General features: G+C 53.4%; 13 protein-coding genes. 8 read left to right on the top strand and 5 right to left on the bottom strand.

What is annotated here, in order from left to right; all coding sequences use genetic code 11:
* Positions 1 to 16: 16 nt before the first annotated feature.
* From BLS62_RS23025 to BLS62_RS23040, 4 genes are read right to left on the bottom strand one after another with little or no spacing between them, the layout of a single operon-like run.
* Positions 17 to 2,101 (bottom strand): hypothetical protein, encoded by a 2,085-nt coding sequence (locus BLS62_RS23025; RefSeq protein WP_093186721.1) that lies wholly within the window; start codon positions 2,099 to 2,101, stop codon positions 17 to 19.
* 36 nt (positions 2,102 to 2,137) lie between these two features.
* Positions 2,138 to 4,951: a DUF4159 domain-containing protein gene (locus BLS62_RS23030; RefSeq protein WP_208991046.1), complete on the bottom strand. Its 2,814-nt coding sequence runs from the start codon at positions 4,949 to 4,951 to the stop codon at positions 2,138 to 2,140.
* Positions 4,948 to 5,874, bottom strand: coding sequence for a DUF58 domain-containing protein (locus BLS62_RS23035; protein WP_093186725.1), 927 nt, complete (start codon positions 5,872 to 5,874; stop codon positions 4,948 to 4,950). Before BLS62_RS23035 ends, BLS62_RS23030 begins: the two co-directional genes overlap by 4 nt.
* Positions 5,875 to 5,897: 23 nt before the next feature.
* Positions 5,898 to 6,911 (bottom strand): AAA family ATPase, encoded by a 1,014-nt coding sequence (locus BLS62_RS23040; protein ID WP_093186728.1) that lies wholly within the window; start codon positions 6,909 to 6,911, stop codon positions 5,898 to 5,900.
* Positions 6,912 to 6,982: 71 nt separating this feature from the next.
* Here BLS62_RS23040 and BLS62_RS31095 point away from each other — a divergent pair, with 71 nt between their 5' ends.
* The 7 genes from BLS62_RS31095 (at position 6,983) to BLS62_RS23070 (ending at position 11,621) form a co-directional block, all read left to right on the top strand.
* Positions 6,983 to 7,159 carry a hypothetical protein gene (locus BLS62_RS31095; RefSeq protein ID WP_159436563.1) on the top strand — a complete coding sequence of 59 codons (177 nt, stop codon included), beginning with the start codon at positions 6,983 to 6,985 and terminating at the stop codon, positions 7,157 to 7,159.
* A gap of 221 nt (positions 7,160 to 7,380) precedes the next feature.
* Positions 7,381 to 7,950 carry a DUF1285 domain-containing protein gene (locus BLS62_RS23045; protein WP_093189473.1) on the top strand — a complete coding sequence of 190 codons (570 nt, stop codon included), beginning with the start codon at positions 7,381 to 7,383 and terminating at the stop codon, positions 7,948 to 7,950.
* A gap of 29 nt (positions 7,951 to 7,979) precedes the next feature.
* Entirely contained in the window at positions 7,980 to 8,600 is a 621-nt protein-coding gene (locus BLS62_RS23050) for a CoA pyrophosphatase (RefSeq protein ID WP_093189476.1), read from the top strand.
* Positions 8,600 to 8,872 (top strand): DUF6111 family protein, encoded by a 273-nt coding sequence (locus tag BLS62_RS23055; RefSeq protein WP_208991047.1) that lies wholly within the window; start codon positions 8,600 to 8,602, stop codon positions 8,870 to 8,872. The genes BLS62_RS23050 and BLS62_RS23055 overlap by 1 nt, the downstream gene beginning before the upstream one ends.
* Positions 8,869 to 10,095, top strand: a complete 1,227-nt coding sequence (locus BLS62_RS23060) for a CCA tRNA nucleotidyltransferase (protein WP_093186731.1) — start codon at positions 8,869 to 8,871, stop codon at positions 10,093 to 10,095. The genes BLS62_RS23055 and BLS62_RS23060 overlap by 4 nt, the downstream gene beginning before the upstream one ends.
* A complete protein-coding gene (locus BLS62_RS23065) occupies positions 10,092 to 10,529 on the top strand; it encodes a DUF1284 domain-containing protein (protein WP_093186734.1) in 438 nt (145 codons plus the stop codon). The genes BLS62_RS23060 and BLS62_RS23065 overlap by 4 nt, the downstream gene beginning before the upstream one ends.
* Positions 10,530 to 10,598: 69 nt before the next feature.
* On the top strand, positions 10,599 to 11,621 hold the full coding sequence (locus BLS62_RS23070) for a TIM44-like domain-containing protein (RefSeq protein ID WP_093186738.1): 1,023 nt from the start codon (positions 10,599 to 10,601) through the stop codon (positions 11,619 to 11,621).
* 75 nt (positions 11,622 to 11,696) lie between these two features.
* Here the strand turns inward: BLS62_RS23070 and BLS62_RS23075 are convergent, their stop codons facing one another.
* Positions 11,697 to 12,128 (bottom strand): organic hydroperoxide resistance protein, encoded by a 432-nt coding sequence (locus tag BLS62_RS23075; RefSeq protein ID WP_093186741.1) that lies wholly within the window; start codon positions 12,126 to 12,128, stop codon positions 11,697 to 11,699.
* Between the two features lie 189 nt (positions 12,129 to 12,317).
* On the opposite strand from BLS62_RS23075, the gene BLS62_RS23080 reads away from it, so the two are divergent.
* Positions 12,318 to 12,785, top strand: coding sequence for a MarR family winged helix-turn-helix transcriptional regulator (locus BLS62_RS23080; protein WP_093186745.1), 468 nt, complete (start codon positions 12,318 to 12,320; stop codon positions 12,783 to 12,785).
* Positions 12,786 to 12,788 lie beyond the last annotated feature (3 nt).

Consider the following 12,788-nt stretch of genomic DNA (forward strand, 5'->3'; position numbering starts at 1 on the left):
GACTTCGCATCCTGATTTAATGTCCTTCTCGATACCATGTGAAGGAGAATAGCCCGAGCAACAGCGCAAGGCCGAGGAAGCCGATGAGAAGCGGATAACGGTCTATACCATTGAGAATGCTGGCGTCAGTCCGTTTCACTCCGATCCATCCATTGCCATGATACTTAGTGGTGGCCTGCTGTGCGATGATGTTTGGCACGGACAGGTTTTCCCCATCATCCCCGCCAATGCGGAGGACAGCCCCACCGGTTTGCTCGGAAAGGTCTTTGAGTTTTTCCGGTGTGGAGATGACCTCCAGAAACTCACGTGGATTCGGCGGACCCACATTGATGAGTGCGGTATGTGCACCATCACTTGCAGAATAAAGCCCCAGCTCTTTGGCCTTGACTGCGGCGGTCCAAAGACCTGAGGCGTCTTTTTCCAGCTCAAGCTTTTCTGTTTTGCCTGAAGGCGTTGTAAGTGTGATCGGGTCAACAATTGTGGTCAATGTCTGTCGCTCAGTGATGAGGCTTGTACCTCGAAGCGATAAGCGCAGGGCTTCCTCTTCCAGATCCGGCTCCTTCATCAACCAGTGGGCTAAACGGCGTAGGAGAGGCACGTGGGGTCCACCGCCTTCATACCCTCTTGCCCAGAGCCATACATGATCTGAGAGCAAGGTTGCGACGCGGCCTTTACCAACGCGACTGAGCACTAGCAATGGCTTATCCCCCAGCGCCGTCATTATGGGTTGGCCCTGCTGCACTTTGGCGTCTACCAACCGGTACCATTTTGCCCATTGCGGTGGGCTTTGATCTGCTCCAGGCAGCTCACGGGTCACGGGATGGCGCATGCCAAGTTCCGACACCTTGGCGTAGAAGGGTTCCTCGAAGATCTTACCTGAGGGAGCGGCAGGAAGAACGCGGCCCAGTGGTGTTCTGAAAATACTGTTGGCCTCCGCGTAATCAGGTCCTCCAGCTATAAGCACAGCACCACCATCAGTTACATAGCGAGCAATGTTATCGAAATAGAGCAGAGGCAGTACACCGCGGCGCTCGTACCTATCAAAGATAATCAGGTCGAATTCGTCGATTTTGACGGAGAACAGTTCCCTCGTTGGAAATGCGATGAGAGAGAGCTGATTGATGGGGGTGCCATCCTGCTTTTCTGGTGGTCGCAAAATGGTGAAGTGAACCAGATCAACCGAGGCGTCAGACTTGAGAAGGTTGCGCCATGCGCGTTCGCCCGCATGCGGTGAACCGGATACCAGAAGTACGCGGAGGTTTTCGCGGATACCATCGATGGTCACCAAAGCACGGTTGTTGAGCGGCGTCAGTTCACCTTCCAGTGCTTCCACCTCAAACTCGTAGATGTTTTGACCGCCATGTTCGATCTCGACAGCGATCTCGGCAGGATAACCGGAGGCGATGAGCTGCTTGGAAAGGATGTCTCCATTCCGGCGCACCGTTACTTCGGCGCGGTTGCCAAGCGGTTGGCTGGTGCCTTCTTCAATCATCTCCAGCTGGACAACTTGTGTAGAGCCGACAAGACCGAAACGGGGTGCCTTTGCGACTTTCAGGCGGCGGTCATATTCGCCTTCGCGGCCTGTAATCAATGCATGGATCGGAGCTGTAAAGCCGAGTTTCTCGATAGATTGGGGAACATCATGGATTTGGCCATCTGTGATGATGACAGCACCTGCAATCCGCTCGGGTGGTACATCTGCCAGTTCGTTGGCGATTGCGGTAAAGGCGCGGGTGCCGTCTCCGCTTTCCATATCTGCTTCGCTGAGTTCGACTTGCCGCAGGTCAATACCTTCCAGTGACTGCAGTTGAGCTGTGAGATTGTCACGGGCGGCACGGGTAAGGTCTGCACGATCCTCTAACTGCTGGCTTTGGCTGTTGTCTGTTACCAACACCACAGTGCTTGGCAGGTATTCTCTGTCTTCCCGAAGGACAGCCGGGTTGAGCAGAGCAATCACCAGTAAAGCCAAGGCAAGCGCGCGCAGGGATGCGCCTCTCATGCTAACGTAAAAGAGATAGGCGCAGGTCAGCGCGATGATCACACTAAGTACAATCACTGCCGGTAATGGCAAGAGCGGGTCTATGGAAAGGGACCATGTCATATGTGCTGCTATGCTCCGCGTCGTCAGTGATAAGTGTTATTGGCCAATGCGTTCCAGCAGGGTCGGGATGTGAACCTGATCTGCCTTGTAGTTGCCTGTCATGGTGTACATAAGGATGTTGATGCCCACCCGAGCAGCCATCTCGCGTTGGTTACTATCCGTTGGAATGGTGGGGTAGAGATAGTTGCCCTGCGGATCTATCGCCCATGCTGCCGCAAAATCGTTGCCACTGATCATGATGGGGGAGACACCATCGCTGGCCCGCACAGGGCGGCTGCCGTCAGATGTTGTGGTGGTCGCCTGCACCCATAAGGGGCTTTGGTCATAGCGGCCCGGAAACTTTTCTAAAATGTAGAAGGTTTTGGTGAGCACATGATCCTGCGGGACGGGCTCAAGGCTGGGGACATCCAACCCTTGCAACAGTTGCTGTAGTTTGCGTTTGTTGCCGGAATTCGTTCCTGTTGTTGCATAGGCATCCCGTGTGTCAAAGAGGATGGTGCCGCCGTTGCGCATATAGGCACCGATCCGGGACATAACCTCCGGGGCTGGTATCTGCATTTGCGGGTCGATGGGCCAGTAGATCAACGGGAAGAAAGCGAGTTCATGCTGTTGCAGGTCCAAACCTATCGGTGCTTCCGGCTCCAGCGCAGTGCGGTCTGACAGCAGACGGGTGAGGCCGAATAGCCCGGCGCGGCTGATTTCATCCACCTCGGGATTACCTGTGATGACATAGGCAAGGCGTGTGTCCAGTGAGGCATCCAGTGCGAACTGCTCGCTTGTGCTTTGAGCCATGGCGCTGTCAGGGATAAGCGGATTGATGGCTGATACAGCAAAGATTATCAGTGCAGCATGGGTAAAGTTGGTGCGTTGCAATTTGCCAGAGAGCCAGAGCAGGGCAAGGGTGTCCAGCAAGGCGAGCAGAATTGCAATGGAGAAGAACCAACCGCGTAGATCCATCGGTTTTTCTGAGGGGTAGCCTAATACGGTCGCCATGCTGAGTGGTTTCAGGTTCAAGGGGGTCAGCTCGTCTTCGTCTTCCAGCAAGTTCAGGGCGCGCGCTGCTTCTTCTGTTCCATAAAGGCCGGGAGGTGTTTCTCTTGATGGATGAGTGGTTGCAAAGTCGCGTTCTAAAATTGGCTGGTGGTTGATGGAGGGCGGGGTCAGTTTGCCATGTCCATCCAACATCTTCAGCAGAGGGAGAGCTGAAGCGGAGGTTGTGCCGTCGCTTTCCTCTGCATTGCTGTAGGAGGTTGTTGACGAGATGTTGGTGATTGCTCGCAGCATATCAACGAAGCCGCCGGACAGAGGCAGGTTGGACCATTTGGTATCCGGCGTGACATGGAACAGCACGATGGTGCCATTGCCCTGTTTTTTTGCGGTGACCAGAGGTGTTCCGTCTTCTAAGGATGCCCATGTACGGTCTGGAAGATCGGCTGTGGGTTCAGCCAGAATCTGGCGATTTACGACCACATCTTTGGGGACATTAATGGAGCGGAACGGGCTGTTTTCTGAAAAGCTCTTTAGAGCTTGTGGGCTTTTCCAAGAAAGGGAGCCGCCGAGCTTTCTATCACCCAAACGCAAGCCAACAGGGATGAGGGAATCTTTATTTTCCGGCAGTTGCGGTCCAGCGAAGCGCACAAGTGTGCCGCCCTTGGAGACCCAGCTGGAGATATCTGCTTCTGTTTGTCTTGGGAGGGTTCCAACTTCGGCCAGCACCAGAACAGAAATGCCCTTATCAAAATAATCTGAGACTGACGTGCTGATGTCAGTGCTCTTTGCTGGGGGAAGGTCCGCAAAGGGGGCAAGGGCGCGTTCCAGATAATAAAGCGGCGACAGCAGTGGTTGAGATCTGTCTGCGAAGCCGCCCGCGAACAGGCCAATTTTCCGCCTGCGCCAGCGCTCGTCAACCAGAACTGTGCTGCCTGCGCTGGATTTGCCAAGGATGGCGAGCTTTGCAATGTCGTTGCGCAGTTCGGAAGGCAGGTCCAGCGAGATTTCAGCGGTTGATTGTCCGGCACTCATCTCGACTATTTGTTCTGCAATGGTTCGCTGTTTGCGGTCATAAGCACGGACTGTGAGGGTTTCCGGCAGCGGGGCTGGGTGACGTAGAACTGTTGTGGTCATCGCTCCGGCATTGTTTTGCAGCTTTTTCAGCGCATAGACCGGCGTATCTGATTGATAAATAAGGAAAGAATTTTCTTTGGTGTCTGCTGCATTGGCAATGCGGGCCAGACCTTCAGCAAAACTGGTTCTTGTTGGCTCTTCCAGTGGAGAGGAGAACCACAGGATTGCGCCGGGAGGGTTTTGCTGGGCTTGTTTGCGCAGGGCGGGGAGTAACTCAGAACGGGCAGCTTGCCAGCCTTGCGGTGTTAACGCCCGCAGTTGGTCGCCCACTTCCTGAGCGCTGGACAAACGCATGGGTTGCGCTGGGCCATCTGCTGTGGTGATCAGCATGACGGTTCTGTTGTTTTGTGCTGCGCCTTCTACCATGAGTTCGGCCATGCGGATCTGACGATCCCAATCGGCTGATGCATCCCAGCCATTGTCCACGATGAGCCAAAGCGGGCCAGTTTTGGGCTGGGCAATGTCGAGTGGTTTCCAGACAGGACCAGCCATGGCGATGATGAGGATCGCTGCCAGAACAAGACGGAGAAGGATCAGCCACCATGGTGTGTGTTGTGGTGTTTCTTCTCTATTCCTCAATGAAAGTAAGAGGCGGAGCGGGGGGAATTTAACCTGCGCGGGTTGCGGCGGTGTGGTGCGAAGCAGCCACCATAATGCGGGGAGGACCGCAAGTGTTGCCAAAACCCAGGGTGCGGCAAATCCAATTGGGAGAAGAGACCCGATCATACAGCATCTCCCCTCATCTTGTGTTGAGGAGCATTTGCCAGTCGCGCATGGAGCAGCATTAAAGGCTCAACCGCTGGGCGGTCTGTGTGATGCAGGGTGTAATTCCACCCGAACTTGCGGGCCAGTGTGGTTATCTGGTCTTTGTGGGCGGCCAACCGGCTCAGGTATTCCTGTTGCCAGGATTGGGCTTTGCCTGCCTTTAGCTTTTGGCCGCTTTCGGGGTCTTCAAACTGAGTTGGACCCGTAAACGGGAAGCTTTCTTCAATCGGATCAAGGATCTGAACCAGATGACCTTTCGCGCCCGTGCTGGCGATGGTGGACATCCATGTTCCCAGTTTTTCTGGTGGATCCAGCAGATCGGAGATCAAGATGACTTCAGAGAACCGGCGAATGCCTTCTGGTTTGGGCAGAGTTGTTTCCGGTTGTTCGTGAACCAGCGTCTCGGCAATGGTTTGAACGGCGTTTCTGTTGGCCAGAGGGCGGGTGAGCCCGGCAAGGCCAACACGTTCTCCGCTTTCGTTGAGCGCATAGGTGAGGGCGAGCATCAGCAATAAGGCACGGTTGCGCTTTGTGGTTGCCGCTTGTTTGCTTTGGAACCGCATGGACGCAGAAAGATCCGCCCAGACCCAGATGGTTTGGGCGGCTTCCCATTCCCGTTCGCGCACATACAAGTTGTCATCTCGTGCAGACCGGCGCCAGTCGACCTGCTGGGCGGCCTCGCCCGCTCGGAAAGGGCGGAATTGCCAGAAGGTTTCGCCCGGACCAGCGCGTCGGCGTCCATGCCAGCCTGCGGTAACATTGGCTGCAATGCGACGTGCCTCTACCAGTAAGTCCGGCAGGGAGTTGGCAAGGTTTTGCGCTTCGCCAGTTAAGCCGAAGATGTTTTCCTGCGTGTCTTGAGGAGTGGTCCTCGAAGATAACATGGGCGATCCTGTCCAACTCGTGGTTAGGCGATGCGTTCTTTTATGTCTCGCAGGAGCTGGGGAATGGTTTTGCCATCAGCTCTGGCCGCAAATGTGAGGGCCATTCTGTGTTGGAGGACTGGTTCGGCCAGTGCCAGCACATCATCCACGCTTGGCGACAGTCTGCCATCTGCCAATGCACGGGCGCGCACTGTTAGCATCAAAGCCTGACTGGCTCTCGGGCCGGGGCCCCACGCGATGTATTGCGCCAGATCCTCAAAGCCATCGGCCTCGCCGGGGCGGGCTGCGCGCACGAGTTTCAAGATTGCATCCATCACGGATTCGCCAACAGGGATATGCCGGACGAGTTGTTGCATCTCGATCAGCTCTTCTACCTGCAAAACCTGTTTGGATTTGGTTTGAGTTGCGCCGGTGGTTTCAATCAAAATGCGACGCTCGGCGTCGATATCCGGGTAATGAACGTCAATTTGCATTAAGAACCGATCCAGTTGAGCTTCTGGCAGCGGGTACGTGCCTTCCTGCTCAAGTGGATTCTGAGTGGCCAGTACATGGAACGGCGCGGGCAGATCGTGGCGATGGCCTGCAATTGTGACATGGTATTCCTGCATGGCTTGCAGAAGGGCTGACTGTGTTCTTGGACTGGCGCGGTTGATCTCGTCTGCCATGAGAAGCTGTGCGAATACAGGGCCGGGAAGGAAGCGGAAGGAGCGTTTGCCGTCCGGGGCTTCCTCCATCACTTCTGACCCGAGAATATCGGAGGGCATCAGATCTGGGGTGAATTGGATGCGGCGTGCATCAAGCCCTAAAACTGTGCCAAGCGTTTCCACCAGTTTGGTTTTTGCAAGGCCGGGAACGCCAACCAGCAGGCCATGACCGCCTGCCAGAATTGTTACCAGCGTGCGCTCTACAACGCTTTCCTGACCAAAAATGGAACGGGCAATTTCCTCTTTCGCTTGCCGGACTTTGTCGCAGGCCGCCTCTGTGCGGGCGACTATATCCTCTGGTTGCGGGGGCATGCCTGTCATATTGGTGTTCATCGCTGCTCTCTTTTCGTCGCGCTTTTTACAACCTTGCCTAGCTCATCTTCTCATCATACTCGGTTTTAAAAATGGCGATCTCTAGCAAATTTTTAGGCCTGTGCGTTTCTCCCACCTTTGTGGTACGCGCACGCAAACCTGTGCTGATGGCAGAGTTGGACCATATTTTACTGTGTGATGATGCGGTCGGGGTCAGAGCTTCCCTTGGTGTGCGGTTTGGGTTGGCCTATTGGTTGGGTCTACCCTAGCGGCATTTTTGTGAACAGATGGTGAGTCTCTGGCATGAGAACCGCTCTTCCCCTTAGATTTGAATGGTTATCGCAAAGGTATAACTTGGCGCAGCCTTGGCACGAGGGTAGCGTTGCAGCCTTTACAGCACCATATTACCCGTAAATACTCATTGAATGCATTGGTGGACCAAGCCGTGACAAGCGAACAGAAAGATAGCAGAATTCCAGAAATTAAGGAGATGCCGAAAGGCCTGCAGGCCCTGATTTCGCGGGCCGGGAAATCAAAGAGCCTGCCTCCTATCCATCTTTGGAACCCGGATTTTTGCGGAGATCTGGATATGCAGATCAAGCGGGATGGCGCGTGGTTTTACATGGGCACGCCTATCCTGCGCGAGGCGCTTGTCCATCTGTTTGCGACTGTTTTGAAGCGGGAAGAGGATGGCAAATACTATCTCGTCACGCCGGTTGAGAAGATCGGGTTGACGGTAGAAGATGCCCCGTTTGTGGCAGTTGAGATGGACATTCAGGACCGGAAAAATGGGCAGGTCATCACTTTGCGAACCAATTGCGGTGATGTGGTTGAGGCGAGTACCGAGCATCCCCTGCGATTTGTGCAGGAAGAGGACGGCGGCGGATTGAAGCCTTACATTTTGGTGCGAGACAGACTGGAGGCTTTGTTTGCCCGCCCGTTGGTGCATGAACTTGCAGCGCATCTTGAAGAGCGGGACACCCCGGAAGGCCGTGTTGTTGGCGTTGAAAGCCATGGCGCGTTCTTCATAGTAGATACGGTCAAGAACCTCGGCTTTTGAGTGATTACGAAATAGGATGGCGCAAGACCTTGGCTGATTTTACGGCAGAAAATTTTAGAGTACGGGCGTTGGACCGGCTTGCTGGCAGCGTGAATGAACCTACTGGCGATCATATTTTAAACCCTGATCTTGTTGATTACGGCGAACAGCTGGACCGGGTTAAAGATGCCGCTGTTTTGATAGGCATTGTTGATCGTGGCCCGGACACTTCCATTATTCTCACCCAGCGCACGGCTCATTTGCGCTCTCATGCCGGGCAAATTGCGTTTCCCGGTGGTAAGATTGATGAGGAAGATAAAGGCCCGGTTGAGGCTGCCCTGCGAGAAGCCCATGAAGAAGTTGGGCTTGATGCGGATCAGGTGGAAATCCTGGGAGACCTTGGTGACTACTATTCCGGGTCTGGATACCGCATTGTGCCCGTGCTGGCGACAGTTCGCCCACCGCTCATCCTCTCGCCCAATCCGGCTGAAGTCGATGAAGTCTTTGAGGTTCCTTTGTCTTTTCTCATGAACCCGGAGAACCATCACAAAAAAAGCGGAGTATTCAGGGGCCAAACGCGGTACTACTATTCCATGCCGTTTCAGCAGCGCAATATCTGGGGGGTTACTGCTGGAATATTGCGCGTGCTCTATGATAGGATTTATGCCTGATGATCCGTATGCTCCTTACCCATGGCCTTTTGTTCTTTGTCCCTTTTATCGCCTATGCCGTTTGGGTGATGACAGTTCGCAAGGCCAAAGAGGATAAGCGCTTTCGCGATGGCCCGCTGTTGTGGCTGAGCATTATTGGCATCGTTTTTGTCATTGCCAGTCTGGTTCTGCTCGCGGAAGTCAGCCGTGCTCCGCTTGGTTCTCAGTACCGGCCTGCACAGGTTATTGACGGTGAGTTTGTTCCCGGTGGTTACGAGATTCCGAAAAAATGACTGAATTGAAACAACGAGGTTGGCTGGATAGTTCGGCTGTCCAGCGGGCTTTTGATGTTCTGGAGCAGGAAGGTGATGTTGCGCGGGCCGTTGGTGGGACCGTGCGGAATTCTCTTTTAGGCGAAGTGGTTGATGATGTTGATATTGCCTGCACAGCCTTGCCAGATGTGGTGTTGGCGCGGGCAAAAGCTGCTGGCGTGAAGGCTGTTCCCACAGGTGTTGACCATGGAACCGTGACGCTGGTGATTGATCATTTGCCAATTGAAGTGACGAGCCTGCGGGAAGATATTGAGACTCATGGCCGTCATGCCACCGTGAAGTTTGGCCGTGACTGGACTAAAGATGCGCAGCGCCGTGATTTCACGATGAATGCGATCTATGTGGACCGGCATGGCAAGCTGTTTGATCCGCTGGGTGGGATGCAAGATTGTTTGCAGCGGCATCTGCGGTTTATTGGCGACCCTCACCACCGCATACGCGAAGATTATTTGCGCATACTTCGTTTCTTCCGGTTTTTTGCGACATACGGGCAAGGTGAAATTGATGCAGATGGGTTTGCTGCCTGCGTTGAGCTGAAGGACGGGCTTTCCGATCTTTCAAAAGAGCGCATCACCAAAGAAATTTTGCGCACCCTGACGGCTCCGCGTGTTTTGGATTCTCTGCGCCTGATGGAGCAGGGCGGTATTCTGGCGTTGATATTGGGCGACGGGGCGGACAGCTTACGGATTGAGCGGCTGCTTTCCCTTAAAGCAACAACAGGTGTGAATGCTGGTGCAGTCCTGCGGCTTTGCGGCCTTGCTGGAGCTGAGGCCAAAGCTCATCTTCGGCTCTCGAATGCACAAAAGAAGCAGATCAACATCTGCCTGGAGATCTGTAAACGGCTTCAATCATCGGGTCATGGAAATGTAGAGCTGAAAGCTCTGCTTGTTGGCTATGGCGCTGATGTGGTGATTGAGGGTCTTTTGACAGCGTGGATGTACGGTGTCCTTGAAGATGAGGCTGTTCTGGTTGGCCTGATTGGATTTGCCCGAAGCTGGGAGATTCCCGAGTTTCCGCTGACGGGTAAGCTGATGATCGCAAGTGGTATTCCGGCTGGCCCGCATATGGGCAAGGCTATGTTGCTGGCGCGAAAGCTTTGGGCGGATGCTGATTATCAACCTTCAGCAGAGGTTTTGCTTGAGCAGCTTAAAGCCGGTCTGGATACTCAGGTGAATGACTTATGAGCGTAAAGCTGCGTGGTCATCATTTGCTTTGTATTCTCACTTTCATGGGTCACGGGTATTCCCGCAAGTTCTCTGCCAATTATGGGCGTGTCGTAAAACGCCTGAATGCGGGAGAAGGTGTTGTTCTGGTTGATGGACCTGACGATATTTGCGATGCGTTGATCAAAGAAGAGGAAGAGCCACACTGCTTCAATTGCAGTGTGCTGGAGCGAGATAAGATCGCGCTGCAAAGCGTGAGCGAATTGTTGGGCCGTCCACTGGCTGTTGGCGATGAACTGGATTTAACCGGTGAAGTGGTGTCCACCTTGCGCGAAGCCTTCGCGAACGGGCCACTGAGGTCTGCTTGCTATGAGTGCGAATGGAGCGCGTTTTGCGATGGAATCGCAGAAAATGGGTATGAAAAGGTCCATTTACGCCCTCCACCAACCCACTAATCTTCCATTTTTATCAAAATGCCCCATATGGGAGGAAAATCTGAATTTTCTCGCCTATTACGGGGTTATATGCTCGCTTTTAATAAGTTCCCAAGACTACTGGTCTTGCTGGTTTTTTCTGTTGCTTTGATTTTTATCTCAGCAGATTTTGCAGAAGCTAAACGTGGCTTCAGTTTCGGTAGTCGCAGTAAGCGCAGCTGGTCTGCACCTAAAGCAACCAAGACAGCTCCTAAAACAACCCCTGTTCAGCGCACTATGACGCCAAACACTGGCACCAAAGCTGGCGTGCAACTGCAGAATACAGCCGCTTCTAAAGCAACAGCTGGTCAGCGCCGCGGGTTGTTTGGGGGCGGTTTCCTAGGGTCTATGTTGGGTGGTCTGGCTCTTGGTGGCTTGTTGGGCATGGTGTTTGGCGGTGGCTTTGGCGGCCTTGCTGGCTTCTTTGGCCTGATTGTGCAGGTCCTGCTGATTGGCGGGGGGATAATGTTGTTGATGCGGTTCCTCAAAAGGCGGCAGCAGCCACATGCGGCAAATGCCTATAGCTATGAGCCACAGGCACAGCAGAACCAGCAGTTTATGTTTAACAATGCGGGCGCGCAGAATGCACCGCGTCATCCTAGGTCTTTTGGCGGTCAACGGTGGCAGTCTGAAGAGGCACCTGTGTTCTCAACCGATGCGGGCGATGAGATCGGCATAACGGCCGATGATTTTGATGCGTTTGAGACTATGCTAACAACGGTCTGGACGGCGTATGGGAGCGAGGATTATGGCAAGATCCGATCCATTGCGACACCAGAAATGATGGGCTTCTTTGCTGAGGAACTGGGGCAGGCAGCTTCTAAGGGTCTTATCAACGAAGTGCGCGGTATCAAGCTTCTTCAGGGTGATCTGTCTGAGGCATGGCGTGAAGATGATACTGATTACGCAAGCGTTGCGATGCGTTATGAATCCATTGATGTGATGCGTGAGCGTGCCACCAACAAAGTGGTTGAAGGCAATCCTGATGCAGCCGAGGAACGTGTAGAGATCTGGACGTTCCTTCGCGGTGCAGGTGAAGACTGGAAGCTCTCAGCCATTCAACAAGCTGGTTGATCTGACGGAATGAGTTGACTGTAAAAAGGGGCCTGTGCGGCCCCTTTTTTTGGTGTGATGGGGTCTTGTGCTTTGTTAAACTGTGACGCTCAGCTGAACGTCGATGTTGTTGCGCGTGGCGTTGGAGTAGGGGCAAACTTGGTGGGCTGCAGCCACAACATCATCTGCAAGTGCTTTATCCATGCCGGGAACAGTTACGCTGAGTGCAACTTCCAAACCGAAACCACCTTCGGAGCGCGGGCCGATGCCGACTGTTGCTTCTACGTTGACGTCTGCTGGCAATGTTACATCAGTGCGCTGAGAGGCAACGAATTTCATCGCGCCAATAAAGCAGGCTGCGTATCCGGCTGCAAAAAGCTGTTCCGGGTTGTTGCCTGCACCGCCTGCGCCGCCCAGTTCTTTAGGTGTTGCAAGGGTGAGTTCGAGAGAACCGTCTTTTGTCTTGGCGGTTCCATCGCGGCCACCGGTTGCAACTGCGCCAGTTTCATAAAGAACATCTACAGACATTGACTACTCCATATTTCAAATTGTAATATAAATCGTTGAAGATTAAATCGCGTACGACTTTAATAATGAGAATCTCCCTCCTTTGTCAAGAGAGGACTGAATTAATCGTGTGCGATTTAATTTGACGGGTCAGATTTGCGGGATTAGAACAGCGTTTAGAAGGCCTATAAAGTTGGTTGAAAAATAGAAATGTCTGAAGATAAAACACAAGAATTTCAAGGCTTTGGATTGGATCAGCATTTGTGTTTTGCCATCTATAAGGCAAACCATGCTTTCAATCGCTTTTACAAATCATTGATGAAAGAGATAGGGATCACCTATCCGCAGTACATCACTCTTCTGGCTCTGTTGGAAAATGATGGTCAACGTGTTTCCCAGCTTGGGGAGACGTTGTTTTTGGAATCCAACACGTTGACACCGCTGCTGAAACGGCTGGAAGACATGAAGTTTGTGGTGCGGGTTCGCTCGAAAGAAGACGAACGGCAAGTGATTGTGAGTTTGACGGACGCCGGGCGCGGGATTGCCGATGGAATTTGCACTATTCAGCAGTGTGCGGTGGAGCATCTTAAGATGCCAGTCGAAGATATTTCGGATTTAACTGCGAAGCTGAATGAGGTGCAGAGCATTCTTAACGCGGCAAAAGCTGAGAAGAGTTAAAGT

Source organism: Pseudovibrio sp. Tun.PSC04-5.I4, assembly GCF_900104145.1.
GTDB lineage: Bacteria > Pseudomonadota > Alphaproteobacteria > Rhizobiales > Stappiaceae > Pseudovibrio.

Excerpts from the sequence above, each read along its gene's own strand:
- BLS62_RS23025 (WP_093186721.1), bottom strand. The coding sequence starts at position 2,101 with ATGACATGGTCCCTTTCCATAGACCCGCTCTTGCCATTACCGGCAGTG.
- BLS62_RS23030 (WP_208991046.1), bottom strand. The coding sequence starts at position 4,951 with ATGATCGGGTCTCTTCTCCCAATTGGATTTGCCGCACCCTGGGTTTTG.
- BLS62_RS23035 (WP_093186725.1), bottom strand. The coding sequence starts at position 5,874 with ATGTTATCTTCGAGGACCACTCCTCAAGACACGCAGGAAAACATCTTC.
- BLS62_RS23040 (WP_093186728.1), bottom strand. The coding sequence starts at position 6,911 with ATGAACACCAATATGACAGGCATGCCCCCGCAACCAGAGGATATAGTC.
- BLS62_RS31095 (WP_159436563.1), top strand. The coding sequence starts at position 6,983 with ATGGCGATCTCTAGCAAATTTTTAGGCCTGTGCGTTTCTCCCACCTTT.
- BLS62_RS23045 (WP_093189473.1), top strand. The coding sequence starts at position 7,381 with ATGCCGAAAGGCCTGCAGGCCCTGATTTCGCGGGCCGGGAAATCAAAG.
- BLS62_RS23055 (WP_208991047.1), top strand. The coding sequence starts at position 8,600 with ATGATCCGTATGCTCCTTACCCATGGCCTTTTGTTCTTTGTCCCTTTT.
- BLS62_RS23060 (WP_093186731.1), top strand. The coding sequence starts at position 8,869 with ATGACTGAATTGAAACAACGAGGTTGGCTGGATAGTTCGGCTGTCCAG.
- BLS62_RS23065 (WP_093186734.1), top strand. The coding sequence starts at position 10,092 with ATGAGCGTAAAGCTGCGTGGTCATCATTTGCTTTGTATTCTCACTTTC.
- BLS62_RS23070 (WP_093186738.1), top strand. The coding sequence starts at position 10,599 with ATGCTCGCTTTTAATAAGTTCCCAAGACTACTGGTCTTGCTGGTTTTT.
- BLS62_RS23075 (WP_093186741.1), bottom strand. The coding sequence starts at position 12,128 with ATGTCTGTAGATGTTCTTTATGAAACTGGCGCAGTTGCAACCGGTGGC.
- BLS62_RS23080 (WP_093186745.1), top strand. The coding sequence starts at position 12,318 with ATGTCTGAAGATAAAACACAAGAATTTCAAGGCTTTGGATTGGATCAG.